Annotated in this window: 20 protein-coding genes; 19 read left to right on the forward strand and 1 reads right to left on the reverse strand. The window is 46.4% G+C overall.

The window, feature by feature from the left end; translation table 11 throughout:
• Positions 1–136: 136 nt before the first annotated feature.
• The 9 genes from BVG16_RS11915 to BVG16_RS11955 all read left to right on the forward strand — a co-directional run bounded on the left by BVG16_RS11915 (position 137) and on the right by BVG16_RS11955 (position 8,944).
• On the forward strand, positions 137–1,339 hold the full coding sequence (locus tag BVG16_RS11915; RefSeq protein ID WP_198957450.1) for a M20 family metallopeptidase: 1,203 nt from the start codon (positions 137–139) through the stop codon (positions 1,337–1,339).
• Between the two features lie 158 nt (positions 1,340–1,497).
• Positions 1,498–3,198, forward strand: coding sequence for a DNA repair helicase XPB (locus tag BVG16_RS11920; RefSeq protein ID WP_078498899.1), 1,701 nt, complete (start codon positions 1,498–1,500; stop codon positions 3,196–3,198).
• Between the two features lie 2 nt (positions 3,199–3,200).
• Positions 3,201–5,129 (forward strand): helicase-associated domain-containing protein, encoded by a 1,929-nt coding sequence (locus tag BVG16_RS11925; protein WP_233147025.1) that lies wholly within the window; start codon positions 3,201–3,203, stop codon positions 5,127–5,129.
• Positions 5,130–5,213: 84 nt separating this feature from the next.
• The gene (locus tag BVG16_RS11930) at positions 5,214–5,654 is read left to right on the forward strand and encodes a YlbF family regulator (protein WP_078498901.1); all 441 of its coding nucleotides are present in this window, start codon (positions 5,214–5,216) and stop codon (positions 5,652–5,654) included.
• Positions 5,655–5,677: 23 nt separating this feature from the next.
• Positions 5,678–5,941: a YlbG family protein gene (locus BVG16_RS11935; RefSeq protein ID WP_078498902.1), complete on the forward strand. Its 264-nt coding sequence runs from the start codon at positions 5,678–5,680 to the stop codon at positions 5,939–5,941.
• A 119-nt stretch (positions 5,942–6,060) separates the two neighbouring features.
• Positions 6,061–6,498 (forward strand): hypothetical protein, encoded by a 438-nt coding sequence (locus BVG16_RS11940; protein ID WP_078498903.1) that lies wholly within the window; start codon positions 6,061–6,063, stop codon positions 6,496–6,498.
• A 134-nt stretch (positions 6,499–6,632) separates the two neighbouring features.
• A complete protein-coding gene (locus BVG16_RS11945; RefSeq protein ID WP_078498904.1) occupies positions 6,633–7,535 on the forward strand; it encodes a selenium metabolism-associated LysR family transcriptional regulator in 903 nt (300 codons plus the stop codon).
• A gap of 48 nt (positions 7,536–7,583) precedes the next feature.
• Positions 7,584–8,438, forward strand: coding sequence for a PHP domain-containing protein (locus BVG16_RS11950; RefSeq protein WP_078498905.1), 855 nt, complete (start codon positions 7,584–7,586; stop codon positions 8,436–8,438).
• Between the two features lie 110 nt (positions 8,439–8,548).
• Positions 8,549–8,944, forward strand: coding sequence for a DUF2500 domain-containing protein (locus tag BVG16_RS11955; protein WP_233147008.1), 396 nt, complete (start codon positions 8,549–8,551; stop codon positions 8,942–8,944).
• Positions 8,945–9,024: 80 nt separating this feature from the next.
• Here the strand turns inward: BVG16_RS11955 and BVG16_RS11960 are convergent, their stop codons facing one another.
• Positions 9,025–10,806 (reverse strand): Rqc2 family fibronectin-binding protein, encoded by a 1,782-nt coding sequence (locus BVG16_RS11960; protein ID WP_078498907.1) that lies wholly within the window; start codon positions 10,804–10,806, stop codon positions 9,025–9,027.
• Between the two features lie 210 nt (positions 10,807–11,016).
• On the opposite strand from BVG16_RS11960, the gene BVG16_RS11965 reads away from it, so the two are divergent.
• The 10 genes from BVG16_RS11965 to def all read left to right on the forward strand — a co-directional run bounded on the left by BVG16_RS11965 (position 11,017) and on the right by def (position 23,305).
• A complete protein-coding gene (locus BVG16_RS11965; protein WP_078498908.1) occupies positions 11,017–13,809 on the forward strand; it encodes a calcium-transporting P-type ATPase, PMR1-type in 2,793 nt (930 codons plus the stop codon).
• 73 nt (positions 13,810–13,882) lie between these two features.
• Complete coding sequence (gene dapF / locus BVG16_RS11970) at positions 13,883–14,719, forward strand: diaminopimelate epimerase (RefSeq protein ID WP_078498909.1); 837 nt, start codon at positions 13,883–13,885, stop codon at positions 14,717–14,719.
• Between the two features lie 180 nt (positions 14,720–14,899).
• Positions 14,900–16,780: a bifunctional homocysteine S-methyltransferase/methylenetetrahydrofolate reductase gene (locus BVG16_RS11975; protein WP_078498910.1), complete on the forward strand. Its 1,881-nt coding sequence runs from the start codon at positions 14,900–14,902 to the stop codon at positions 16,778–16,780.
• Between the two features lie 44 nt (positions 16,781–16,824).
• On the forward strand, positions 16,825–17,709 hold the full coding sequence (locus BVG16_RS11980; RefSeq protein ID WP_078498911.1) for a YicC/YloC family endoribonuclease: 885 nt from the start codon (positions 16,825–16,827) through the stop codon (positions 17,707–17,709).
• A 27-nt stretch (positions 17,710–17,736) separates the two neighbouring features.
• On the forward strand, positions 17,737–17,997 hold the full coding sequence (remA, locus tag BVG16_RS11985) for an extracellular matrix/biofilm regulator RemA (RefSeq protein WP_005548256.1): 261 nt from the start codon (positions 17,737–17,739) through the stop codon (positions 17,995–17,997).
• A 13-nt stretch (positions 17,998–18,010) separates the two neighbouring features.
• Positions 18,011–18,592, forward strand: a complete 582-nt coding sequence (gene gmk / locus BVG16_RS11990; RefSeq protein WP_078499107.1) for a guanylate kinase — start codon at positions 18,011–18,013, stop codon at positions 18,590–18,592.
• Between the two features lie 51 nt (positions 18,593–18,643).
• Positions 18,644–18,856 carry a DNA-directed RNA polymerase subunit omega gene (gene rpoZ, locus BVG16_RS11995; protein ID WP_078498912.1) on the forward strand — a complete coding sequence of 71 codons (213 nt, stop codon included), beginning with the start codon at positions 18,644–18,646 and terminating at the stop codon, positions 18,854–18,856.
• A 178-nt stretch (positions 18,857–19,034) separates the two neighbouring features.
• A complete protein-coding gene (gene coaBC / locus BVG16_RS12000; protein ID WP_078498913.1) occupies positions 19,035–20,270 on the forward strand; it encodes a bifunctional phosphopantothenoylcysteine decarboxylase/phosphopantothenate--cysteine ligase CoaBC in 1,236 nt (411 codons plus the stop codon).
• The gene (gene priA, locus BVG16_RS12005) at positions 20,267–22,780 is read left to right on the forward strand and encodes a primosomal protein N' (RefSeq protein ID WP_078498914.1); all 2,514 of its coding nucleotides are present in this window, start codon (positions 20,267–20,269) and stop codon (positions 22,778–22,780) included. The genes coaBC and priA overlap by 4 nt, the downstream gene beginning before the upstream one ends.
• A gap of 45 nt (positions 22,781–22,825) precedes the next feature.
• Positions 22,826–23,305, forward strand: a complete 480-nt coding sequence (def, locus tag BVG16_RS12010; RefSeq protein WP_078498915.1) for a peptide deformylase — start codon at positions 22,826–22,828, stop codon at positions 23,303–23,305.
• The last annotated feature ends 1 nt before the right edge of the window (position 23,306 follow it).

Here is a 23,306-nt window from a genome sequence, read left to right on the forward strand (position 1 = left end):
GCCTTCGGGAACGATAGTTGGTTGAAATTGGGTATGAACGTTTTGTGAAATATAGGTAGACAATGGGGTTGGAATTGAGGAAAATGATAGAAATAAACTTGAAAAAAAAGGAATGCTATGGGGGAGAGGGACCAGAATGGGAATGATCTTTCGTGAAGAAATATTAACGAACATGTATCCAACGATGGTGGAATGGCGCAGATACTTACATATGAACCCTGAGCTGTCCTATCAAGAATCGAAGACATCGGAATTTATTGCTGCAAAACTAAGAGACTGGGGCATCGAAGTTCAGACTGGCGTAGGCGGTTATGGGGTAGTCGGCAATCTACGTGGAAGATCAGCGGGGCCTACAGTAGCCTTGCGGGCAGATATGGATGCCTTGCCGATTCAAGATGAGAAAACCTGCGCATATGCTTCGCAAGTGCCCGGGGTGATGCATGCCTGCGGACATGATGGGCACACCTCGACCTTGCTGGGTATTGCCTATTACTTCAGTCAGCAGCGTGATACGTTGCATGGAAACTTGCGGTTTATCTTCCAACCTGCGGAGGAAACCTGTCCCGGCGGTGCCATTCAGATGATCGAAGACGGTGTCCTCGAGGGTGTAGATGCGATTTATGGCGTTCATCTATGGTCTCCTCTCCCTGTAGGTACGACGGCTAGCATAGAAGGACCCATGTGGGCAGCCGCGGATGAATTTTTTATCGAGATCGAGGGCAGAGGCGGGCATGGCGGTGTACCGCAAGAGACCGTAGATAGTGTGCTTGTCGGCGCGGCCATGATCATGAATATACAGACGATTGTGAGTCGCTCGGTGGATCCGATGGAGCCTGCAGTTGTGACGGTTGGCTCGATGCAAGCGGGTACGGTACAAAATATCATTGCAGAACGCTGTCATATTAGTGGAACGGTTCGAACATTCCAAGAAGATGTTCGTCAGCGCGTTCGTGACCGATTAGAGAAGATCGTGGTACAAACCTGCGGGATGTATGGCGCACAAGTCAAATTGGATTATCAGGTAGGATATCCCCCCGTCGTGAATGATCGGGAGGAGACAGAACGTTACCGTCGTGTGGCAACTTTGCTGTTTGGTGAGGAACGGACAGAAATAGCACAGAAGATGATGCCGGCAGAAGACTTTGCTTACTATTTGCAGCGCGTTCCTGGATGTTTTATATTGGTAGGTGCGGGGAATTCAGAACAGGGTGTTGTCCATCCGCATCATCATCCGCGTTTTGATATCGATGAAGCATCCATGTTACAGGCCGCGAAGCTACTCATTCATCTGGCGCTAGATTATCTATCGACTGTGGAATATAGCCCAGACAGTGAATGATTCCATGAAAATATGGAAAATATAACAGTATTACAGCGATGTATAGGTAGACATTTTATGAGGCGTTACATCCATGAGATCTTAGAAGATACGGCTTGCGCTGCAAGCCGTTTTTTTACGAAATGACAGAACAAGTGAGACAGAAGGAGGTCGGATGAATGTCTTATCAGGCGAATGGCCCGTGTATTGTTCAATCTGATTTTACGGTGCTTCTTGAGACAGAGCACACGACTTCGAAACAGGCAAGAGAACTATTATTTCGGATTGCAGAGTTGTTGAAAAGCCCTGCGAATATCCATACGTATCGCATTACGCCATTATCATTGTGGAATGCAGCAGCTGGAGGAATGCAAGCAAGCGATGTGATCGAGCAGCTGCAGCAGTATGCCAAGTGGGATGTTCCCGTTAAAGTGACTCAACAAATAAAGCAATGGATGGAACGTTACGGGAGTCTAAAATTGGAGTATATCGATGATGAATTAATGCTATCCGCGATGCAGACAGGCATGCTCGATGAGTTCATGGAAGACAAGAGTATCCAATCTTTTATCGAAGAAAAATTGGATGATGTGACACTCCGTATAAAGAAACATGCACGCGGTCTCATGAAGCAAGAGCTAACAAGGCTTGGCTATCCTGTCTTAGATACCATTGGGTATCATGAAGGGAAGGAGCTTCACCTTGATTTTGTGGCACCAGATGCTTCGAATACATCTTTTACATTACGAAGCTATCAGCGACAAGCGGTCACAGCCTTTGAAGGAGAGGGGGGCGATGGCTACGGCGGGAGCGGTGTCGTCGTGTTGCCTTGTGGAGCAGGAAAGACCGTGGTCGGCATGGCAGTGATGAAGGAATTTCAATGTGAGACGTTAATTTTAACGACAAACGTTACCTCCGTGCGACAGTGGAAGGCGGAGCTGCTAAGTAAGACGACGCTTCGTGAAGAGGATATCGGGGAATATACAGGGGCTGCGAAAGCGGTAAAACCCGTAACCATTGCAACGTATCAAATTTTAACCCATCGCAAACAGAAGTCGGATGACTTTGTACATATGCAATTGTTTAATGAACGGGATTGGGGACTCATTATCTATGATGAGGTACATCTGCTTCCGGCACCCGTGTTTCGGGCTACTGCGGATATTCAGGCTACGCGGCGATTGGGTTTAACAGCTACGCTGGTGCGTGAGGACGGATGTGAGAAGGATGTCTTCTCGTTGATCGGACCGAAGCGATATGAATTGCCCTGGAAGGAACTCGAAGAGCAAGGGTGGATCGCTACGGTGAACTGCTGTGAAATTCGGGTTCCCTTAATAACCCCCCAGTTAGAACAGTACTGGCATGCTGATGCGAAGAGCAAGTTCAGAATAGCCGGCGAGAATCCTGAGAAAATTCATGTCATTCGCGATGTGCTTCGGGAACATCAAGGGCTTCCGACCCTGATCATCGGACAGTATCTGGATCAACTTGCAGTGATCGCCGAAGAATTAGAGGCACCGTTAATGACAGGGACGACACCGCAAGCCAAACGGCAAGAACTGTATGAGCAATTCAAACGAGGGGATATTCGCTTGTTAGTCGTCTCCAAAATAGCGAATTTTGCCGTGGATTTGCCCGATGCGGCAGTGGCAATACAAGTATCTGGCAGTTACGGATCTCGACAAGAAGAGGCGCAACGCTTAGGACGTATACTCCGTCCTAAAGCGGGTGAGAACACGGCCTACTTCTATACCGTTGTATCCTCCAATTCGAAGGAGCAGGAGTTCGCGTTGAAACGCCAATTATTCCTGATTGAACAGGGATATGCTTATACGGTTCGTACTATCGACCCACCAACGAAGGAGGTGGCCGCAACTTGAAAATGCAGGATATCCTAGCAAAAATGGACACTGCCGAGCAAAGCCGAACTCGTGAAATGCTACAGGCTATGCAAAATTCAGCAGCGTTCGCTTCGATCATGGACAAGCTCTCTATAATGGAAAGGAAAACGCTAATTCTCATATTACGGCATTTTGGATTGCAATCTTTTGAATACCACACCTTATTAAAGGTAACTAATTATTCGATGTCGGGAGCTAACTTACGCGTTGCACTTAATTTGCTGCGGAACAAAGGTGTGATCTATGCTGTTCGAAAAACATGGGGGGACCGATTGTTCTTTATTCCTACGGATCTATTCCCACGGTTGCAACAATACTTGATGCCGCTGCAAATGCTTCCAGTTGTTACGGATTCATTAAGCATAACGGTGAGGCATGAAGCGGGCAGAGGGCTTGAATTGGATCTATTCTACCTATTAGCTTCCATCGCGAAATACGGTTCTCCCTTAACTTCCAAAGGAACCATTCATAAAAAAAACGTGCAAAAAATGCTCTCATCCGTGGCCATTACTGTGAAAGATCTCGCCCCACTAAAGCTGCAATATCCAAATCCAGACGTATTGCCGTCATCCGTAGCTTTTGTGCTGGATCTTGCACTCAAACTTGATCTTATTCGCAAAACTCCAGATGCCTACGTCCTTCAGGACGACGCATTGTTTTCCTGGTTAGCACAGGGGAGATCGTCGATGCAGATACGTCTCTGGGCGTTATGGCTGTCGAATGTGAATGGAACAGAAATCTGGCTGCAGCATCTCATGCATGCCTTAGGAATGATTCAGGATGAGTCATGGCATGATATTCGTGACCTGTCGGATTGGGTGATTAAGCACGAATTCGTATCGATCTCTAATCAAATAGCCACAGATTCCTTGCATGAGGTTATGATGGCATGGTTCACGATGTTGTGTGCCTTCGGCTGGATGGAAATGGGCGCGGGGCCTGACGGACATACGTATTTTCGCTGGAAAATTCAGATGGAAGCCGTCGCGATCGAGATGGAGGAGGAAGGACTATTTTACGTCCAACCTGATTTTGAAATCATTGTCCCGCCAGATGTTTCGTTCTTCGTCCGTTGGGAGCTGGAATGCTGCGCAGAGCACGTAAGAACGGATCAAATAGCGATATATCGATTGACCAAGGAAAGTTATATGCGTGCGGTTGATCATGGAAGACATTTGGATGATGTCCTAGAACTATTAGTACAAAAGTCCCGAACAGGATTGCCTGATCCAGTGAAAATAACGATGCAGCAGTGGAATATGCAGTATGGCCGTGTATATTTCTCTGAGGTCATTTTATTGCGCTGCGTGGATGATCAAATGTCTCAGCAAATCCGTGCTTATATGACGTTGTTGCCGGAACTGCAACCCATTGGCGAGCGGGATTATATCGTACCTAAAGATAAGGTTGAAGAATTGCGATCGAAATTGGATAAGGCGGGGGTGACACCGAGAAAGCACCTTGAGCAATTGGTGTGTGGGACACAAGGAACGGGTTATCCCCAGTTTACAGGGAGAGTGCCATCGTCACATGCAGAGAACGTAAATCACGCCCAAGGTCTCGTATACACCCAGCAGAATGTTCAGTACTATGATTTGGATATGACTTTTCCTTCAGATGAAGAGTTGTTCCCTGGCTTGTTGCAAACGCCTAAGATGTGGATACAAGAACGAAGAACTTACCATACATCAACGAGTAAGGAAATCATCGAGCGAGCGATAGAGTGGCAGACGAATATCATGCTTAGTAACAAGGATCGCGAGATCATGGTGATGCCGATTCAAGTTCGTATGCAGGGTGATCATTGGCTTTTGAAAGGTTATGTTGAAGGCGACGGTTCCAGCGAATTGCAGGAAATCTCGGGGGAACATTGGAGCCAGATTCAATTACGATTGCCAGCGCTTACCTAAAGCTAAATTTAAGGTTCATAATGGGGCATTTCGTGTTATGATAGAGATATTAAACTAAATTTAATAGGAAAGTAGTTGAAATTCATGAGCGTGTCGGAAATAAACACAATTGATATGGCTTCATTGCTCGGTAACGCCTATGAATTAGGCGACATGATTAATAGTTCTGCCGACGTGGCTGAATATATATATTGGAAACAAAAGGTCGAGCAGAACGCAGAAGTGCAACAACTTGTCCGGGAATTGGATAAGAAAAAAGAGCTTTTTGAAGAGACTGAGCGTTTTGGCCACTTTCATCCCAACTACCACGAAGCCAAAGATGCAGTAAAGTCTATGGAAGCGCGGTTGGAGGAATTTGAAGAAGTGAGACGATTTAAGGAGCAGGAGCAGAGATTAGATAATATGCTCTACGATATCTCTAAGATGATTGCTCACTCCGTCTCAGAGACCATTAAAGTGCCAAGCAACGATCCAAATCCAAAAGGCGGCGGATGTGGCGGCGGCGGAAGTTGCAGCTGCGGATGAGCAGGAAAGAGGGATAGTACAACATGTTTGCGGAACGTACCGGTTATATTATTTGGGTAAGTGATGTAAAAGCAGCTAGAAATTTAGATAAGTATGGAACAGTTCATTATATTTCGCGTCGAATGCATTATGTTGTCATGTACGTTAACGCAGAACGTGCAGAAGAGACGATCAAGAATATACGTAGGCTCGCTTTTGTGAAGAAGATTGAACGATCATACCGGAATGAAATTAAGACAGAATATAGCAGCAATGGTCCGGATAAGACGAGGGCATATACCCTCTAGCAGATATGAACAATCTTGCAAATTAACGCTTGAGAAAAATAGTGCATTCATGTAATATAATGGGTATAGGTATAATTGCTTAGATAGAAAGACCTATCTAACCTGGAGAGTGATGCCCAATGAGAGACAAGGTGATGGAACGATACAGCACATACGAGCCTTTCTATGTCACCCTAGGGGATAAGAAGGTCGCAGATGTAGTCATAACGAATCATGCCAAATCTCGCTGGGCTGAGCGGGTTGAACATGAGAAGACTGGCTATGATGATATAGCAATGTTTATGTGGGAATGTCTGAAGCAAAATCGAATTCTTCCGTATTACCGGAATGAAGAGGATGTTTATCTCATCGATGACGATTTGGTTGTCGTTGCAGAATTTCCGGTACTTGAGAACGAAATAGATATTGCGGGAAACCCGCTCCACAAGATGATTGTGGTTACATTTCTAGGACGTATGTCGGAGACCATGGAACTCCGTGACTTAAAAACGTATTATTCTTGGTTACGTCATTCACGCCGGATGACGCTGATTAAGAATAGTCGCAAGCGAAAATAATGATTGATATGCAAGCATACCGAGATGGTTCGGTATGCTTTTTTTTGTGTAAAACTAAGGATGTCAGAAGATCGTTTCTGCTATAATGAGGGAAAGGCGTCCGTGATGCGCTAAAGTACGGAGAGGAGGATTCCATGAACTTTCATCAGCTGCATATCTTTTTTACCGTATCCGAAAAAGGCAGCTTCTCAGCTGCTGCGCATGCATTACATATGACGCAACCTGCGGTGACCATGCAAGTGCAATCCTTAGAGGAGTATTTCGGAGCCCGATTATTCAATCGTTCAACGAAGCGTATTGAATTATCGGAAGCAGGGCGAGCACTGCTGCCTTTTGCACGCAAGAGTATTGAATTAATTCGGGAGACGGATTTAGCGATGTCTAAATTTACGCATATGGTTCAAGGGAGACTCCAGCTTGGAGCGAGCTTAACGATTGGCGAGTATATGCTGCCGAGAATGCTTGGACCTTTCGGTCAACAATATCCGAATATCACGATCAGTATGAAAGTCATGAATACAGCGCAAATTTTAGAAGAGATCATTAATCATCAATTGAATTTCGGATTAATTGAAGCGCCTGTCCATCACCCGGATATGCATATCGAAGCTGTGATGCGGGATGAATTAAAGCTGATTGTACCGGCAAAACACGCACTTGCAGAAGCTGAAGTCGTCTCGGTAGATGAAGTGCTCAAATATCCGTTTATTCTCCGAGAACCGGGTTCTGGAACAAGGCAAGTCATGGAAGAGCAATTCGCGCGTAAGAATATAGATATGAAGCATGATATTCGCACGGTGATGGAGCTTGGCAGCACGGGAGCTATTAAGTCTGCCGTTGAAGCTGGATTAGGCATTACGCTGTTATCACCTTCTTCTGTGAAGCATGAGGTTGCACTTGGATTAGTCAAGATCCTAGATATTGAAGAACTGTCCTTTCATCGTCAATTCTACTCCATCTACTTGAAGTCAGCCCTGCTTCCGATATCTGCCGTAACATTTTTAACATTCTTACGCGAACAACAGCTGGATAAATAGTTATTTGGTCCTACATGTTGAATCATGATGTATGGGAAGGGAGAAGGAATGATGCAACAACCTGGATATGTCGACTTACATACGCATACGACCGCTTCCGACGGGATGCAATCTCCTGCTGAGAATGTTCGCATCGCGAAAGCTGCTGGCTTGGCTGGAATCGCGATCACGGATCACGATACGGTAGCTGGCATTCGCGAAGCTATGCAAGAAGGAGAGAAGCTTGGGGTTACAGTCGTACCTGGCGTAGAGATTAGTACCGTGTTAGAGGGAAAGGACATTCATGTTCTGGGGTATTTCATTGATGATCAGGATCCCATTTTCTTAGAACGGCTTGCGGATTTGCGAGCAACACGCGATCGACGAAATGATATGCTGATTGCAAAGCTGCAAGAATTGGGCATCGATATAACAATGGATGAAGTTATCGCAGGTTTAGGCCGGGAATTGGCTCCGGATGAAACAGTGGGAAGACCGCATATCGCTGATGTTCTGGTGAAGAAGGGGTATGCCACGGATATGCGGAATGCATTTGATGTGTATCTAGGCGCCGAGGGAAAAGCATATGTCAATCCGCCTCGTATTGAGCCTTTAACGGCTGTGAAGTGGATTCGCGAGGCAGGTGGTACACCTGTATTAGCTCATCCCGGTCTATATGGAGATGATGTACTCGTAGAGCGGATCCTTCAGGAAACGCGGATCGCGGGGATTGAAGTCTACCACTCGGATCATCTTGAGCCTGAAGAATTTCGCTATCGCAAGCTGGCGGAGAAATATCATTTAATCATCACGGCAGGATCTGATTTCCATGGAGCAAGGCAAGGTGTGGTATTTCATGGGGAGCTTGGCGGCAGACGAACGACGATCGATGTGTTGGATGCATTAGTTCAAGCTCGAAGTTAGTCCTGCATCAGGGAAACGCACAGAAGGAAGTTGCTGGTTATTCCGATGGGATGAAGGGTGGGGTCTGTATGGGTTTTGATGGTTTTAACTCGTTGATGGGAGGTTTCGGAATGTTCTCCATGTTCTTCTACCTGATTTTCGGCGCGGTTGCAGTCATTATCATCATTTCGCTTGTTAAAGGGGTTTCGCAATGGAGCTATAACAATAAGCAGCCTGTACTTACAGTGTCCTCTCGCGTGGTTAGTAAACGTACCCATGTTAGCCATCATCACAATAACAATAACGGAGAGTTCCATAATACATCGAGTACGACCTATTACATCACTTTTGAAGTGGAGAGTGGTGATCGGATGGAATTTAAGGTGGACGGCCGCGAGTTTGGGCAGTTGGCTGAGGGAGATCAAGGGATGCTGAAGTTCCAAGGTACACGTTATTATGGATATGAACGCCTCCATCGCGGCGCAGCGCCGCAGAGCTCACAAGAGAAATATCATCGTGAAATGTAGTAGGCTTACAAATTAGCACGGAATTGAAAAAGCTCCTTGAATCCCCGTACGGGGTTTAAGGAGCTTTTGTGTATCTGTAATTAGTTGTTTTTCAGCACATAAGGCAGATGCTTGAGTTTTTCTTCATCCGGCGTAATGTATAGGGTCTTCTGATGATCATAGATGACGAACCCTGGTTTGGATCCGCTTGGCTTGCGTACATGCCGAATTAACGTGTAATCCACAGGGACCATACTGGAAGACTTCGCTTGGCTGTAATTCGCAGCTAGCATCGCGGCTTCTTCAAGTGTGGCGTTACCGAATTCGCTGCTGCGAATGACCACATGGGATCCTGGAATATCTTTGGTATGCAGCCAGGTGTCATTCGGGTGTGCAAGACGGTTCGTTACATATTCATTCTGAATGTTGTTCTTGCCGACATAGATCGCTATGCCCTCCGAAGAGGTATAGCATTGAACGGTTGGCTTGTCATTTTTTTTCTTTTTCTTATTCTTCTTCGAACGATCGCGAAGATAGCCTTGTTCCGTTAATTCCTCACGAATTTCGTCGATGTCATGCAGTGAAGCATGTTCAAGTTGTTGTAATAAGGATTCCATATACCGGATTTCGTCATCTGTGATCCGAAGTTGTTCTTCAATCACGGTCAGGCTGTTTTTGAATTTATTATATTTCTTTAAATAGCGCTGGGCATTTTCTGATGGCGTAATAAGCGGGTCGAGCGTAATGCGGATCGATTCCTGATTTTCGTCATAATAATTGACGACCTCAATCTCCTTCATCCCTTTCTGTAAGGCATGAAGCGAGGCAAATAAGAGCTCTCCTTGAACGCGGTACTGGTCCGCATCATTGGCTTCTTCTCTGGAATCATGAAGTTTATCAATCTTCTTGATGTTCTTGTTCCGTTCGTTCTGAAGGAACCGGATCAAATCACTGACGCGTTGCTTGACCGTATCCCGTTCTGCTTTGTCCCCGTAGAAAGCCTCCATGCATGTACTGATACTGTCGTAGGTTGTTCGCGTAGGCGCAATGGACGTAAGCGGGACTGCTGAGAAGAACATTTTCCCCTTGGCATTCTCTGTAATACAAGGTTGGAAAAGCAACTCGCGAACCTGGATCATTAATGTTGAAAATGCTTGCCAACGCGCGCGTTCGAGATCTGCAACTTCGTTGGCATCGAACAGCCGCTCTGCGCGGAATTCGATCTCACGGGCAATTAATGGACTGATACCGCTAAAATGCTCGACCAGCTGTGCAGCAAAGGACATAGGTGTTACCTCGTCTTCCGTCTCATTGTCGGAGGAAGTGGCCGCTAATGCGGATCTGAAGGTCTCTTCTGTAACCTCAAGCGGATGAAGTTTATGCTGTTGCGGAGGCTCGGTGTAACCGAAGCCAGGCATCACAATGCGATAGCTGCTGATTGCAGGTGTGACATGGTGAATGCCGTCCAAAATCGTGTTCGTAGCCGGTTCAAGCAGAATGATATTACTATGCCGTCCCATCAATTCGATTCGAATGAACTTCGTAGATTCGTCTCCAAGTTCATTGCGTTGGCGGATCTTGATCTGGATCATACGCTCGAACGCAATTTGTTCCACGGACTCAATAATTCCGCTCTCGCAATGTTTGCGCATCAGCATACAGAACATCGGTGCTTCCTGCGGGTTAAGGAATGTCTGTTCTGTGAAATGAACGCGGGGATATGTAGGGTTAGCGGATAAGAGCAGCTTGAAGTTTTCCCCTTGTGCGCGAATTTGTAAGACAAGATCATGTGCTGTGGGTTGATAAATTTTATTAATGCGTCCGCCGACGCAGCGTGATAGTTCTGCTGCAATGGCGTGCGTGACAATGCCGTCTAGTGCCATGGTTCATTCTCCGTTCTATCAAGTCGGTTCGACCTGAGTCGTGTTAAATCAAGGATACCTCTCTATGATGCCATACTTTACGGAAAAACTTAAGAGCAAGGGTGATAATTCCTAGCTTGTCAGAATACATTTACCCTAAAGAGGTTGGAAAAGCTGTCTTTCATTAATCATGGGAAACCTTGCTTAAAACGCGGGAGGGGAATACAGGACATGGAACAGAAATTGTGGCACCAAATGAATGCAGATGAGCTGCAACAAGCGTTAGACGTGAATGGAAGTAGTGGATTGTCCTCGGAAGAAGCGGGCAAACGCCTCGAAGCTCATGGAGCTAATGAACTGTCGGAAGGGGAGAAGATTTCACCTATTGCGCTGTTCTTGAACCAATTCAAGGACTTCATGGTGCTTGTATTAATGGGGGCTACGCTGATTTCTGGCTTGCTCGGCGAGTATCTGGATGCCATTACGATTGTAGCCATTATTGTGATTAATGGGATTCTTGGTTTTGTGCAGGAGTATCGAGCCGAGCGTTCGCTGCGTGCGCTGAAGAAATTATCGGCGCCGACAGCTCATGTCATACGTAACGGTGAGGTTGTTCAGATTCAGGCAGATCATCTTGTTCCAGGAGATATCGTCCTACTCGAAAGCGGAGACCGGATTCCCGCGGATATTCGTTGGTTAGAGACGAACGTCTGTTATGTGGAGGAATCTGCCTTAACAGGTGAATCCGTGCCTGTGAACAAACATAATCAAGCGATTTATGATGCCAGCATTCCACTCGGGGATCAGAAGAACTTCGGGTTTATGGGTACGATGGTGACGCGCGGCACCGGCAAAGGTGTTGTCGTACGTACCGGGATGCATACGGAAATGGGAAAAATCGCAGATTTGATTCAGCAGACGGAAAGCATGGAGACACCATTACAGCACCGGCTGGAGCAATTAGGTAAAATTCTGATTATTCTCGCGCTTGTCTTAACCGTTATGGTTGTTGTTGCAGGAATCATGCATGGTCAACCTGCATACGGCATGTTCTTAGCAGGAGTTAGCTTAGCCGTAGCGGCCATTCCAGAAGGGTTGCCAGCGATCGTGACCATTGCACTTGCCTTAGGGGTACAGCGCATGATTAAACGCAAGGCGATTGTCCGTAAGCTTCCATCGGTAGAGACGCTCGGTTGCGCCTCGGTGATCTGTTCAGATAAGACAGGAACGCTCACCCAGAACAAAATGACCGTAACGCATATGTGGCTTGGCGGTCGTGTACTTCAAGTGACAGGCGAGGGCTACGAGCCAATCGGTCAAATTGTAGAGTCTGACAAAGCTGTAGATTTGAAAAATGACCAAGCACTAAGACGCTTATTGCAAATTGCGGCATTGTGTAATAATGCCTCACTCGCAGAGACCTTCCAGTCGGAATCTAATAAGAAAAAAGTGAAGGATGAGCAACAGTCCACCTGGGAGATTAAAGGCGATCCTACTGAAGGGGCGCTTGTAGTTCTTGCTTCCAAAGCGGGTGTTACGCAACAATCCTTAAGTAGCCTTTATGATCGTGTCAATGAGTATCCGTTCGATTCCGATCGCAAACGGATGTCGGTTCAGCTGAAGCATCAAGGTGGTCAACTGATCTATTCGAAGGGCGCGCCAGACATGCTGCTTGATCAATGTTCCTATGTTCTGTGGGATGGCAAAGTCGTCCCGTTCACGGGCACACTGCGTCAGAAAGTATTGGCAGCGAATGAAGCGATGGCCAAATCCGCATTGCGTGTCCTTGGCATGGCGTATCGAGATTTAAAATCCTACGAACATGCTCCAACCGAAGCAGATGCGGAATGCAACCTCATCTTCGTGGGCTTAACGGGAATGATCGATCCACCGCGCAAAGAAGTTCGTGATGCGATCGTTACTTGCCGTCGTGCGGGAATCAAGACGGTTATGATTACGGGGGATCACCAGACAACAGCGGAGGCCATTGCGAATCAATTAGGCATTATGCAGCGCGGTGGATTGCTCTATACCGGACAGCAGCTCGCGCAAATGTCAGACGATGAATTGGATAACAAAGTGGATGAAGTGTTTGTCTATGCTCGCGTATCCCCAGAACATAAACTTCGGATTGTGAAATCCTTACAGCGCAAAGGCCATGTGGTTGCAATGACAGGGGATGGCGTCAACGATGCGCCTGCCATTAAAGCGGCGGATATCGGTATTGCCATGGGGATTACGGGGACGGATGTATCGAAGGAAGCTTCAGCGCTCATTCTGAGTGATGATAATTTTTCTACCATTGTAGCCGCGATTGAAGAAGGACGGGGTATTTATGAGAATATCCGTAAGTTCATTCGTTATTTGCTCGCGTCGAACGTGGGCGAGATTCTAACGATGTTTATCGCGATGATGTTGGGATTTCCATTACCACTCGTTCCCATTCAAATTTTATGGGTTAACTTGGTCACCGACGGGTTGCCAGCTATGGCGCTTGGGGTGGATCAAGCCGAGAAGGATTTGATGGAGCAGAGGCCGCGGGGAGCCAAAGAAAATATTTTTGCGAGACGATTGGGATGGAAAATTATTAGCCGCGGTATTCTGATCGGTGTATTCACTTTGATGGCCTTCTGGCTCACGCTGCGTGTGGATTGGAATAGTGCGGAGCAGCTTCTAAAAGCCCAATCGGTTGCTTTTGCAACATTGGTCATGGCGCAGCTTATTCATGTATTTGATTGCCGGAGTTCCCGTTCGATCTTCCATCGGAATATGTTCCAGAACCGCTATCTTGTTTTTGCCGTCTTATCATCGATTATCCTGCTGCTCGCCGTGCTCTACATTGAGCCGCTTCAGCCGGTATTTAAGACCGTTCCATTAGACCTGAGAGACTGGGCCATAACACTTGTAGCTGCCGGAATTCCAACGTTCGTGATGGGCATCGGAAGTGTCTGGTCAGGCCGTAAACCTCGCAAAACCAACACAAATCGGAATGTCTTAGTAAAAAGTACAAATATTCGTGCATAAAGTGAATCGACTTCATTTACACTCCTGGAGTATGCTCAGTAATATTGTTCAAGGGCGTAGAGGAGTGTAGAATATGGAGTTCGTGAAAATGCATGGATTAGGTAATGATTTTATCGTCGTAGCTGGGGAGCAAGAGCTTCCGAGTAACGCATCAGAGCTTGCTATACAACTGTGTAATCGATTTTTTGGGATCGGAGCGGATGGCCTCGTATATATTCTGCCTTCTGAACATGCGGACTTTAAAATGCAGATTATGAATTCTGATGGTTCGGAAGCAGAACAATGCGGAAATGCGATTCGCTGCGTTGCCAAATATGTATATGACCGTCAATTAACGGATAAGAAAAACATAACGATTGAGACCCTTGGTGCAGGTGTTCAACCGCTTCAGCTTGAGGTGGATGCGGCAACCCATTCCGTAGAACGTGTTCGAGTGGATATGGGGGAGCCTATCTTAGAGGGTACGAAAGTGCCGACAACGATTGACGCAGAGCGTGTCGTGAATCAGCCGATCGAGGTGGACGGAGAGACCTTCTATTTTACGGCGGTATCCATGGGGAATCCGCATTGCGTGATTTATGTAGATGATGCAGTAAACTTCGATTTGGCAGCCTGGGGGCCGAAGCTAGAGGTACATCCGTTGTTCCCTCGTAAAATAAACGTCGAGTTCGTTACGGTGAGATCTCGGGACTATACAGATATGCGCGTATGGGAACGTGGAGCAGGCCCTACCTTAGCCTGTGGAACAGGCGCATGCGCAACGATCGTTTCCTCCGTTCTGAATGGGTATACGGATCGTACGGCAACGGTATCCTTAAAGGGCGGGGATCTTCAGATCGAATGGAATGAAGCGGATAACCATGTTTACATGACAGGGCCAGCCGCATTTGTGTATGAGGGTGTTCTGTAACCACAATAGAATTTATAAAAGTTTCATTGAGAAAATGCTCCGATGGGGCATTTTTTTTCTTATCACAATAATATGATATAAAAGTTTCGACATATCGAATCTAAAAAATTCTATTTGGCATTATTTTTTCATGTGAATTATGATACAGTTAGTATACTTATGAATTGTGGGGTGGACTTCATGCAAATAGATTTGCGTCAAGCATTGCAACAGCACATTCTCGTCGGGGATGGCGCCATGGGGACCTATCTGTATAATATGGGATTTCCAATAGGTATATCATATGAAGAATTGAATTTGCTTCATCCAGACGTTATCGAAGATGTTCATCGCCAATACGTTCAAGCGGGCGCTCAATTAATAGAGACGAATACGTTCTCTGCGAATGCAGATAAACTATCGAAATACGGTCTGGAAGGCAAAGTTGAAGAAATTAATCGTGCAGGTGTACGAATCGCGCGCCAAGCCGCAGGAGATTCCGCATATGTTGTGGGAGCGGTAGGTCCTATTCGTGCAGGCCGCCGTAAAAATATTTCAGTTACGTTCTTACAAGATTGTTTTGAAGAACAATTTAAAGCCTTGTTAGCTGAAGGGGTAGATGGAATTTTACTAGAGACCTTCTACGAAGTAGAAGAAACCCAAATTGCTCTAGCCAAGTTACGGGAATTAAGCGATGTGCCTGTCATTTGCCAATTCGCGGTTGAAGGCGGCGGAAGAACGATGGATGGGTATTCGCTGCAAGATGCTTTCAAGGTGATTGAAGCAGCAGGCGCAGATGTCATTGGATTCAACTGTCACACAGGTCCGAAGGGCATCATGCATTCGGTCGAATCTATTCAAGGGCATCATAACTTGCCGTTATCTGTCTTCCCGAATGCGGGTATTCCGGATTATGTAGATGGAAAATATATGTATATGACGTCTCCAGAGTATTTTGGAGCATGTGCCGTTGAATTTGCCAATCTAGGCGTACGACTTATTGGCGGATGCTGCGGTACAACACCAGAGCATATTCATGCGATGGCAACCGCATTAAATGGTTATGTTCCTAACGTAAACGGTGGGGTATCAAGAGATACAACTTCTGTAAGAGTTACAGAGCCATCCTTGTTGGACAATCATGTATCTGCAGCGTTTACGCGACGTGATACGCAACCAAGCATCGTAGAGCTAGCGAAACAACGTCATACGGTTATTGTTGAATTGGACCCTCCGAGAGATCTGGACATCACGAAATTCATGAAGGGTGCAGCTGCTTTGAAAGAAGCGAAGGTCGATGCGCTGACCCTGGCAGATAATTCTCTTGCCGTAACACGTATGAGTAACATGGCTCTCGGCTATAAAGTTAAAGTAGAGACAGGATTACGTCCGCTCACACATATCGCATGTCGTGATCGCAACTTGATTGGAACACAGTCCCATTTGATGGGGTTTGATGCACTTGGCATGGATCATATCTTAGCGGTAACAGGTGATCCGGCCCGGTTCGGCGACTTGCCAGGCTCCAGCTCTGTGTATGATTTAACATCTTTTGAAATCATTCGTATGATCAAACAGTTAAATGAAGGAATCGCTTTCTCGGGGAAACCTTTGAAGCAAAAAGCGAATTTTATCATAGGCGCAGCCTTTAATCCGAATGTAAAATATTTGGACAAAGCGGTGCAACGGTTGGAGAAGAAGATTGAAGCGGGTGCGGATTACATTATGACACAACCTGTCTATGATCCGCTGCTGATCGAACGAATCTATGAATCCACCAAGCATCTTAACATTCCTATCTTTATCGGTATCATGCCGCTTGCGAGTGGAAGAAATGCCGAATACCTTCATAATGAAGTGCCGGGTATTCAACTATCGGACGAGGTTCGCAAACGGATGGCAGGTTTAGAAGGGGAAGCGGGACGTATCATCGGCACAGAAATTGCCAGAGAGTTGCTGGATGCGGCGATGCCGCGATTTAATGGAATTTATTTCATGACACCGTTTATGTTCTACGAAATGAGCGTAAACCTCGCGCAATATGTATGGGAAAAAGCAGCCGTTAGTCATTCCCACTTGTAAGGAATATTAGAATCAATTATTATAGTGTAATGGATGTGGTTCCCATGGTTTTCAGTATGACAGGATTCGGTCATTCCGCGAAGCATTTCGGCGGCTATAAAGTACAGATCGAAATGAAGTCTGTCAATCATCGCTATTGCGAGACTGTAATACGTCTTCCGCGGGAATGGACATGTTACGAGGATGTTCTGAAACGTACCGTCCAACAACGACTTCGACGTGGACGGATTGATATTTTTATCAACAAAGAAAAAGAGGAAGACGTTGGTCCGAGTACGCATGTGAACTGGCCTGCTGCAGAGAATTATGTGCAAGCAGCCTCCGCGTTACGCGAACGGTTCGGGTTCACGGACACGTTAACATTATATCAGCTGATGCAACTCCCGGACGTACTTGTTGTGCGGGATGAAACCTCTTTGCTGGATGAAGAGGTGGAAGCACATTTGGTAGCAGGTGTTGAGGAAGCGCTGAACGGATTGTGCGAGATGCGAGCCAGAGAGGGGCAGCATTTAGCAGAAGATACAGCCTCTAGAGTAACTACTTTAGAGAAGACTCATCGGGAGCTTGTTGAGCTTGCTCCAACGGTTGTGGAAGAATATCGTGCGCGATTGAACCAACGACTCGAGGATATGCTTGATTCGACATTTAAGTTCGATGAGCAGAAATTCGGAATGGAAGTGGCCCTTTTCGCGGAACGATCCAACATTGATGAAGAGCTTACAAGGCTGAAGAGTCATCTAGCCCAATGCCGCAAATTATTGCAAGAGCAGGAGCCTGTGGGACGTAAGCTGGATTTTCTCATTCAAGAAATGAATCGCGAAGTGAATACGATTGGTTCGAAAGCGAATCACCTTGCGCTTGTAAATCGTGTGGTTGACATGAAAGCCGAGCTGGAGAAAATTCGCGAACAGGTCGCGAATATGGAATAATGTATTGATTATAGGGGGAAACCAGAAATGGCTATCAAACTGATTAACATCGGTTTCGGGAATATCGTGTCTGCGAATCGAATCATCTCGATCGTAAGCCCGGAGTCCGCACCGATTAAAAGAATCATTCAAGAAGCGCGAGATAGGCATATGCTGATTGACGCAACCTATGGACGCCGGACGCGGGCTGTTATTATTACGGACAGTGACCATGTCATTTTATCTGCAGTACAACCTGAGACTGTAGCGCATCGCCTCTCAACGAAGGATGATGACAACGACGAATAATATGGAGAATAATATGAGTAAAGGTTTATTAATTGTTTTATCTGGTCCTTCTGGTGTTGGGAAAGGTACAGTATGTACTGCGCTTCGCAATCGCGAGCGAATTGATAATCTAGTCTATTCCGTGTCGGCGACGACACGCCAGCCACGTCTCGGTGAAGAAGAAGGCGTGAACTATTTTTATAAGTCCCGTGAGCAATTTCTTGATATGATAGAAAATGATCAGCTGTTGGAGCATGCCGAATATGTGGGCAACTGCTACGGAACACCGCGTGAATTCGTAGAACAGACGATCAATCAAGGGAAAGATATTATTCTTGAAATTGAAGTGCAAGGAGCTTTGCAGGTGAAGAAGACCTTCCCTCAAGGCGTCTTTATCTTCTTATTGCCTCCATCCTTAGATGAATTGAAGGATCGGATTAAAAACCGCGGTACAGAGAATGATACGGTTATTGACCATCGGATGTCTGTAGCGGAAGAAGAGATCAATATGCTTGAGAATTATGACTACGCCGTTGTAAATGATGAGATCGACCGTGCGTGCAAGCGTATTGAGGCGATTGTCATGGCAGAACATTGCAAAATCCCGAAAAAATAAGGTCACTTGGACCTATTGAGACGGTTAAATAAGAAAACGAGGTGCTTGTCAATGTTATACCCTTCGATTGATGAAATGATGTACAAAGTGGACAGCAAATACTCTTTAGTTGTTGCTGCTTCCCGCAGAGCTAGACAATTAAGAGATGGTGAGAAATCGGAGCTTCGTAATCCTAAATCTCACAAATTCGTAGGTTTGGCATTAGAAGAAATCTACGGCGATTTTGTTCAAATCGATCGTACCAGAGAACCACAAGACAACTAGAATATAGAGATAAACACAGACAGACAGATTTTTTTCGATAGAAACTTTCTCATACAACCGCAAGGTTGTTATTTTTTTACCACAATAGAATGGATAAAAGTTTCGACGTATCGAAACGTAAAATTCTATTTGGCGTTCAGAATGAAATGGAACAAGTTCTCTTGAAAGCGGTGATTACATGTTAAACGGGAAGACGATTGTACTCGGAATCACGGGAGGCATTGCCGCCTACAAAGCGATTACGCTATGTAGCAGGCTTGTACAGCACGGGGCCAACGTGCATGTCATCATGAGTGAATCGGCGAAACATTTTGTAACAGAACTGACGGTACAGACCCTTTCCAGAAATCCAGTCTACACCGATACGTTCGATGAGCGTGAGCCATCTGTTGTATCTCATATCCATTTAGCAGATGCGGCGGACATGGTGGTTATTGCTCCGGCAACAGCCAACATTTTGGCAAAAATGACGTATGGTCTTGCTGACGATATGTTATCTACGACACTGCTTGCGACAACAGCCCCGATTGTGGTTGCTCCGGCGATGAATGTACATATGTACGCGCATCCCGCGACAGTTCACAACATGAAGGTATTGGAGGAGCGCGGTGTTCTTTTTGTTGAGCCTGGAACAGGTCAGTTGGCTTGCGGATATGTAGGCAAAGGCCGCTTGGCTGAGCCGGAAGATATTTTTCATTGGATTGAACGTTATTTTGCAGAACAGTCAAATACAAATACAAATCAAGAAATTTCGAAGCCGTTAGCAGGTAAGAAATTGATGGTCACAGCAGGGGGGACTATAGAACGGATTGACCCTGTTCGGTATATCACCAATGATTCCTCAGGCAAAATGGGGTTTGCAATCGCTCGCGTGGCGAAAGAGTTGGGTGCGACCGTTCAATTGATCGCAGCGAATACGAATGAAGCTCCGCCTGAAGGAATTGAAGTTATTCAGGCGATGTCCGCGCAGGACATGTATGATGCTGTGCTGGAGCGTATGGATGACGCGGATATTATTATCAAGGCGGCAGCTGTAGCGGATTACCGTCCCGTGAAGCAAGCCCCGCATAAAATGAAGAAGAGCAGCGAAAGGCTCAGCTTGGAGCTAGAGCGTACGGAAGATATTTTGCAAAAAATCGGTGAGTTGAAAAAACATCAATTTGTCGTAGGCTTTGCCGCCGAGACCCATGATGTCGACTATTACGCACAAGATAAATTAAAACGCAAAAACTGCGATTTCATCGTAGCGAATGATGTGACGGCGGAAGGCGCAGGCTTTGGTGTCGATACGAATATTGTTAAGATTTATGATCATCAAGGTCTTGTCGAACAATTACCGCAAATGACAAAAGAACAGGTCGCTCATCGGTTACTTTCGCTCATCGCTGATCGGTTAGCGGGTGGGTCTATTTGACGCGTTTTGCTAAAGTGATTGTAGATGTGCCGAGTAAACAAACGAACCGCCCGTTCGATTATATGATTCCTGCAGAAATGGATCCATGGATTGAAGTGGGAAGTCGTGTAGGGGTTCCCTTTGGCCCACGGACGGTTCAAGGCTTTGTCGTCGGATTCACTTCGGAATCGGAAGTCAATCTGACGCGGATGAAGAGTATTAAAGAATTATTGGATTTGGTCCCGCCGCTGTCACCCGACTTGGTAGAGCTAGGGGCATGGATGAGCCGGAAATATGTATGTCATGATATTGCTGCGCTTCAATCGATGATTCCCACCGCACTCAAGGGCAAGGTCGAACGTGTGCTTCATGTTTCCGAGACGTATGGCGACGAAGAGCTGTTGTGGCTGCCGGAAGAGCAGCGGGTGTTAGATACGGTGGACAGGCAAGGACCAATGAAGCTGGAGCAGGTCACCACGATGTTCCCGGAGCACGAGAAGATTATTAAGCGGTTGTTGAAGCAGGGTTTCTTGATTGAAACGCAATCCATTAAAGACCGCGTAGCGAAGAAGAAAGTCAAAGTGGTCTTCATCACCATCCAGGAGGATCAGGCGGATGAAGTGCTCACTTCGTTCCCAGCCAAAGCGCGTCGGCAAAAGGAAGCGCTGGAGTTCTTAATGCAGACATGGCAGCCGATGCTGATGACGGAATTGTTGGCAGAGCTGCATACGACGAGTTCGACGATCAAAGGACTGGAAGATAAGGGTTATGTTGAAATCCGCGAGATGGAAGTGTTCCGTGATCCTTATGCAGACCGACGGTTTAAGAAGTCTGTTGCGATGGAGCTTACAGAGGAACAGCAACATGTATATGACGCCTTAGAAGGGGCATTGAATACGCGTGAACATAATGTCTTCCTGCTGCATGGAGTAACGGGGAGCGGCAAAACAGAAGTTTATTTGCAATCCATTCAACATTGTATATCGCAAGGGCGTGAAGCGATCGTTCTCGTTCCGGAAATTTCGTTAACCCCTCAAATGGTCGAACGATTTAAGAGCCGGTTTGGTTCGATGGTGGCTGTATTACACAGCCGATTGTCGAATGGGGAGCGATATGATGAATGGCGGAAGATTCGAGAGCGCAAGGTAAAAGTCGCGATTGGTGCGCGTTCGGCGATTTTTGCCCCATTTGAAGACATTGGGCTGGTCATTATTGATGAGGAACATGAGACGTCATATAAGCAAGAAGAAAGTCCCAAGTATCATGCACGGGATGTTGCGGTGAAACGAGCCGCGCAGCAAGGAGCTGTTGTTGTTCTAGGTTCTGCTACACCAGCGCTGGAGAGTTATTTGGCGGCTGTCACGAATCAACCTCTAGCAGGATCTGAAGACGGCGCAGCATTGAAGCTGTTGTCGATGCCAACCCGTGTAGGGGGACGCAGTCTGCCGAAAGTACATGTCGTGGATTTGCGGGAAGAATTGAAGAATGGCAACCGTTCCATGTTCAGCCGCGACCTCTATCAGGCGATTGAAGACCGACTTGCAAAAAAGGAACAAATGGTGCTGCTCCTGAATCGGCGCGGCTATTCGACGTTCGTCATGTGTCGCACATGCGGTTATGTAGCACAGTGTCCAGAATGCGATATTGCGCTTACGTATCATCAGAAGTCGGATCATCTTCGCTGTCATTATTGCGGTCATGCGGAGAAAGCGCCCAAGACATGCCCTTCTTGCCAGAGTGAGCATATTCGGTATTTCGGTACGGGAACGCAGCGGGTGGAGGAAGAATTAGCGAAGCTGTTCCCTGGCATTCGAGTGATTCGGATGGATGTCGATACCACGACAGAGAAGGGATCTCATGAGAAATTGTTGGGACAGTTCCGAGATCGTCAAGCCGATGTGCTTCTAGGCACACAAATGGTGGCAAAAGGGTTGGATTTTCCGTATGTGACCCTTGTAGGCGTGATTACAGCAGATTCGGCCTTGAATATTCCAGATTTTCGTGCTGCGGAGCGAACGTTTCAATTATTAACACAAGTAGCAGGACGGGCAGGACGGCATCATTTGCCGGGTGAAGTATATATACAAACCTACACGCCTGAGCATTATTCCATTGGACATGCCTCAGAGCATCGGTATAAGCCGTTTGCGGAAGAGGAGTTGGAACATCGCAGAAAGCGCGGATATCCGCCGTATTGCAAACTCATATTGATTACATTCTCCCATGAACAGCTGCCTATGCTTGTTCGCATGAGTGAGAATTTCGCTACGCGATTAAAGGAGGAGGCGCAAACTCGCGGATGGATTCATATGCTGCATCAAGCTGCGGATGATGCGATCGAGCTGCTGGGTCCTGTGGCTTCGCCCATTCCTAGAATCAAGAATAGATACAGATTTCAATGTATGTTAAAATATCGGGGAAACGTGGATGCCGTCGAGCTTGTTCGTGCGGTGTCAGCGGAGTTCGATGAGCATGTTCGGTCAGATCAGCTGACCATTAGTGTGGATGTGGATCCACAAATGTTAATGTAACGGCGATAAAGCGTCGTTGAATATTGAATCAAGGAAGGTGCTTACATGTCAGTTCGGGAGATTGTACAGGAGCCGGATCCGGTCCTACATAAACGGGCCAAAGAAGTTACGGGAATTACACCTAAAATTATTAAATTATTAGATGATATGGCAGATACGATGTACGATGCAGATGGAGTAGGGCTGGCTGCCCCTCAGGTAGGGATTCTAAAACGCATCATCGTGATTGATTGCGGGGATGAAATAGGATTCATCGAAATGATTAATCCGGAATTTGTCTCCAAAGAGGGAGAACAGTTCGGACCCGAAGGCTGCTTAAGTATTCCCAGATTGAATGGAGACGTTCGCCGTGCACAGAAAGTGACGGTGAAAGGCCTCAACCGTAAGGGTGAGGAAATTACAATTACAGGCACAGATTTGTTAGCACGAGCATTTCAGCATGAGATCGACCATCTCAACGGCATTTTATTTACCGAATTAGCTGAAACTCTATATGATGTGACCGAGCGGAAAGGCCAGGAATAAG

The sequence above is a fragment of the Paenibacillus selenitireducens genome (assembly GCF_002021565.1).
Classification (GTDB): domain Bacteria; phylum Bacillota; class Bacilli; order Paenibacillales; family Paenibacillaceae; genus Paenibacillus_K; species Paenibacillus_K selenitireducens.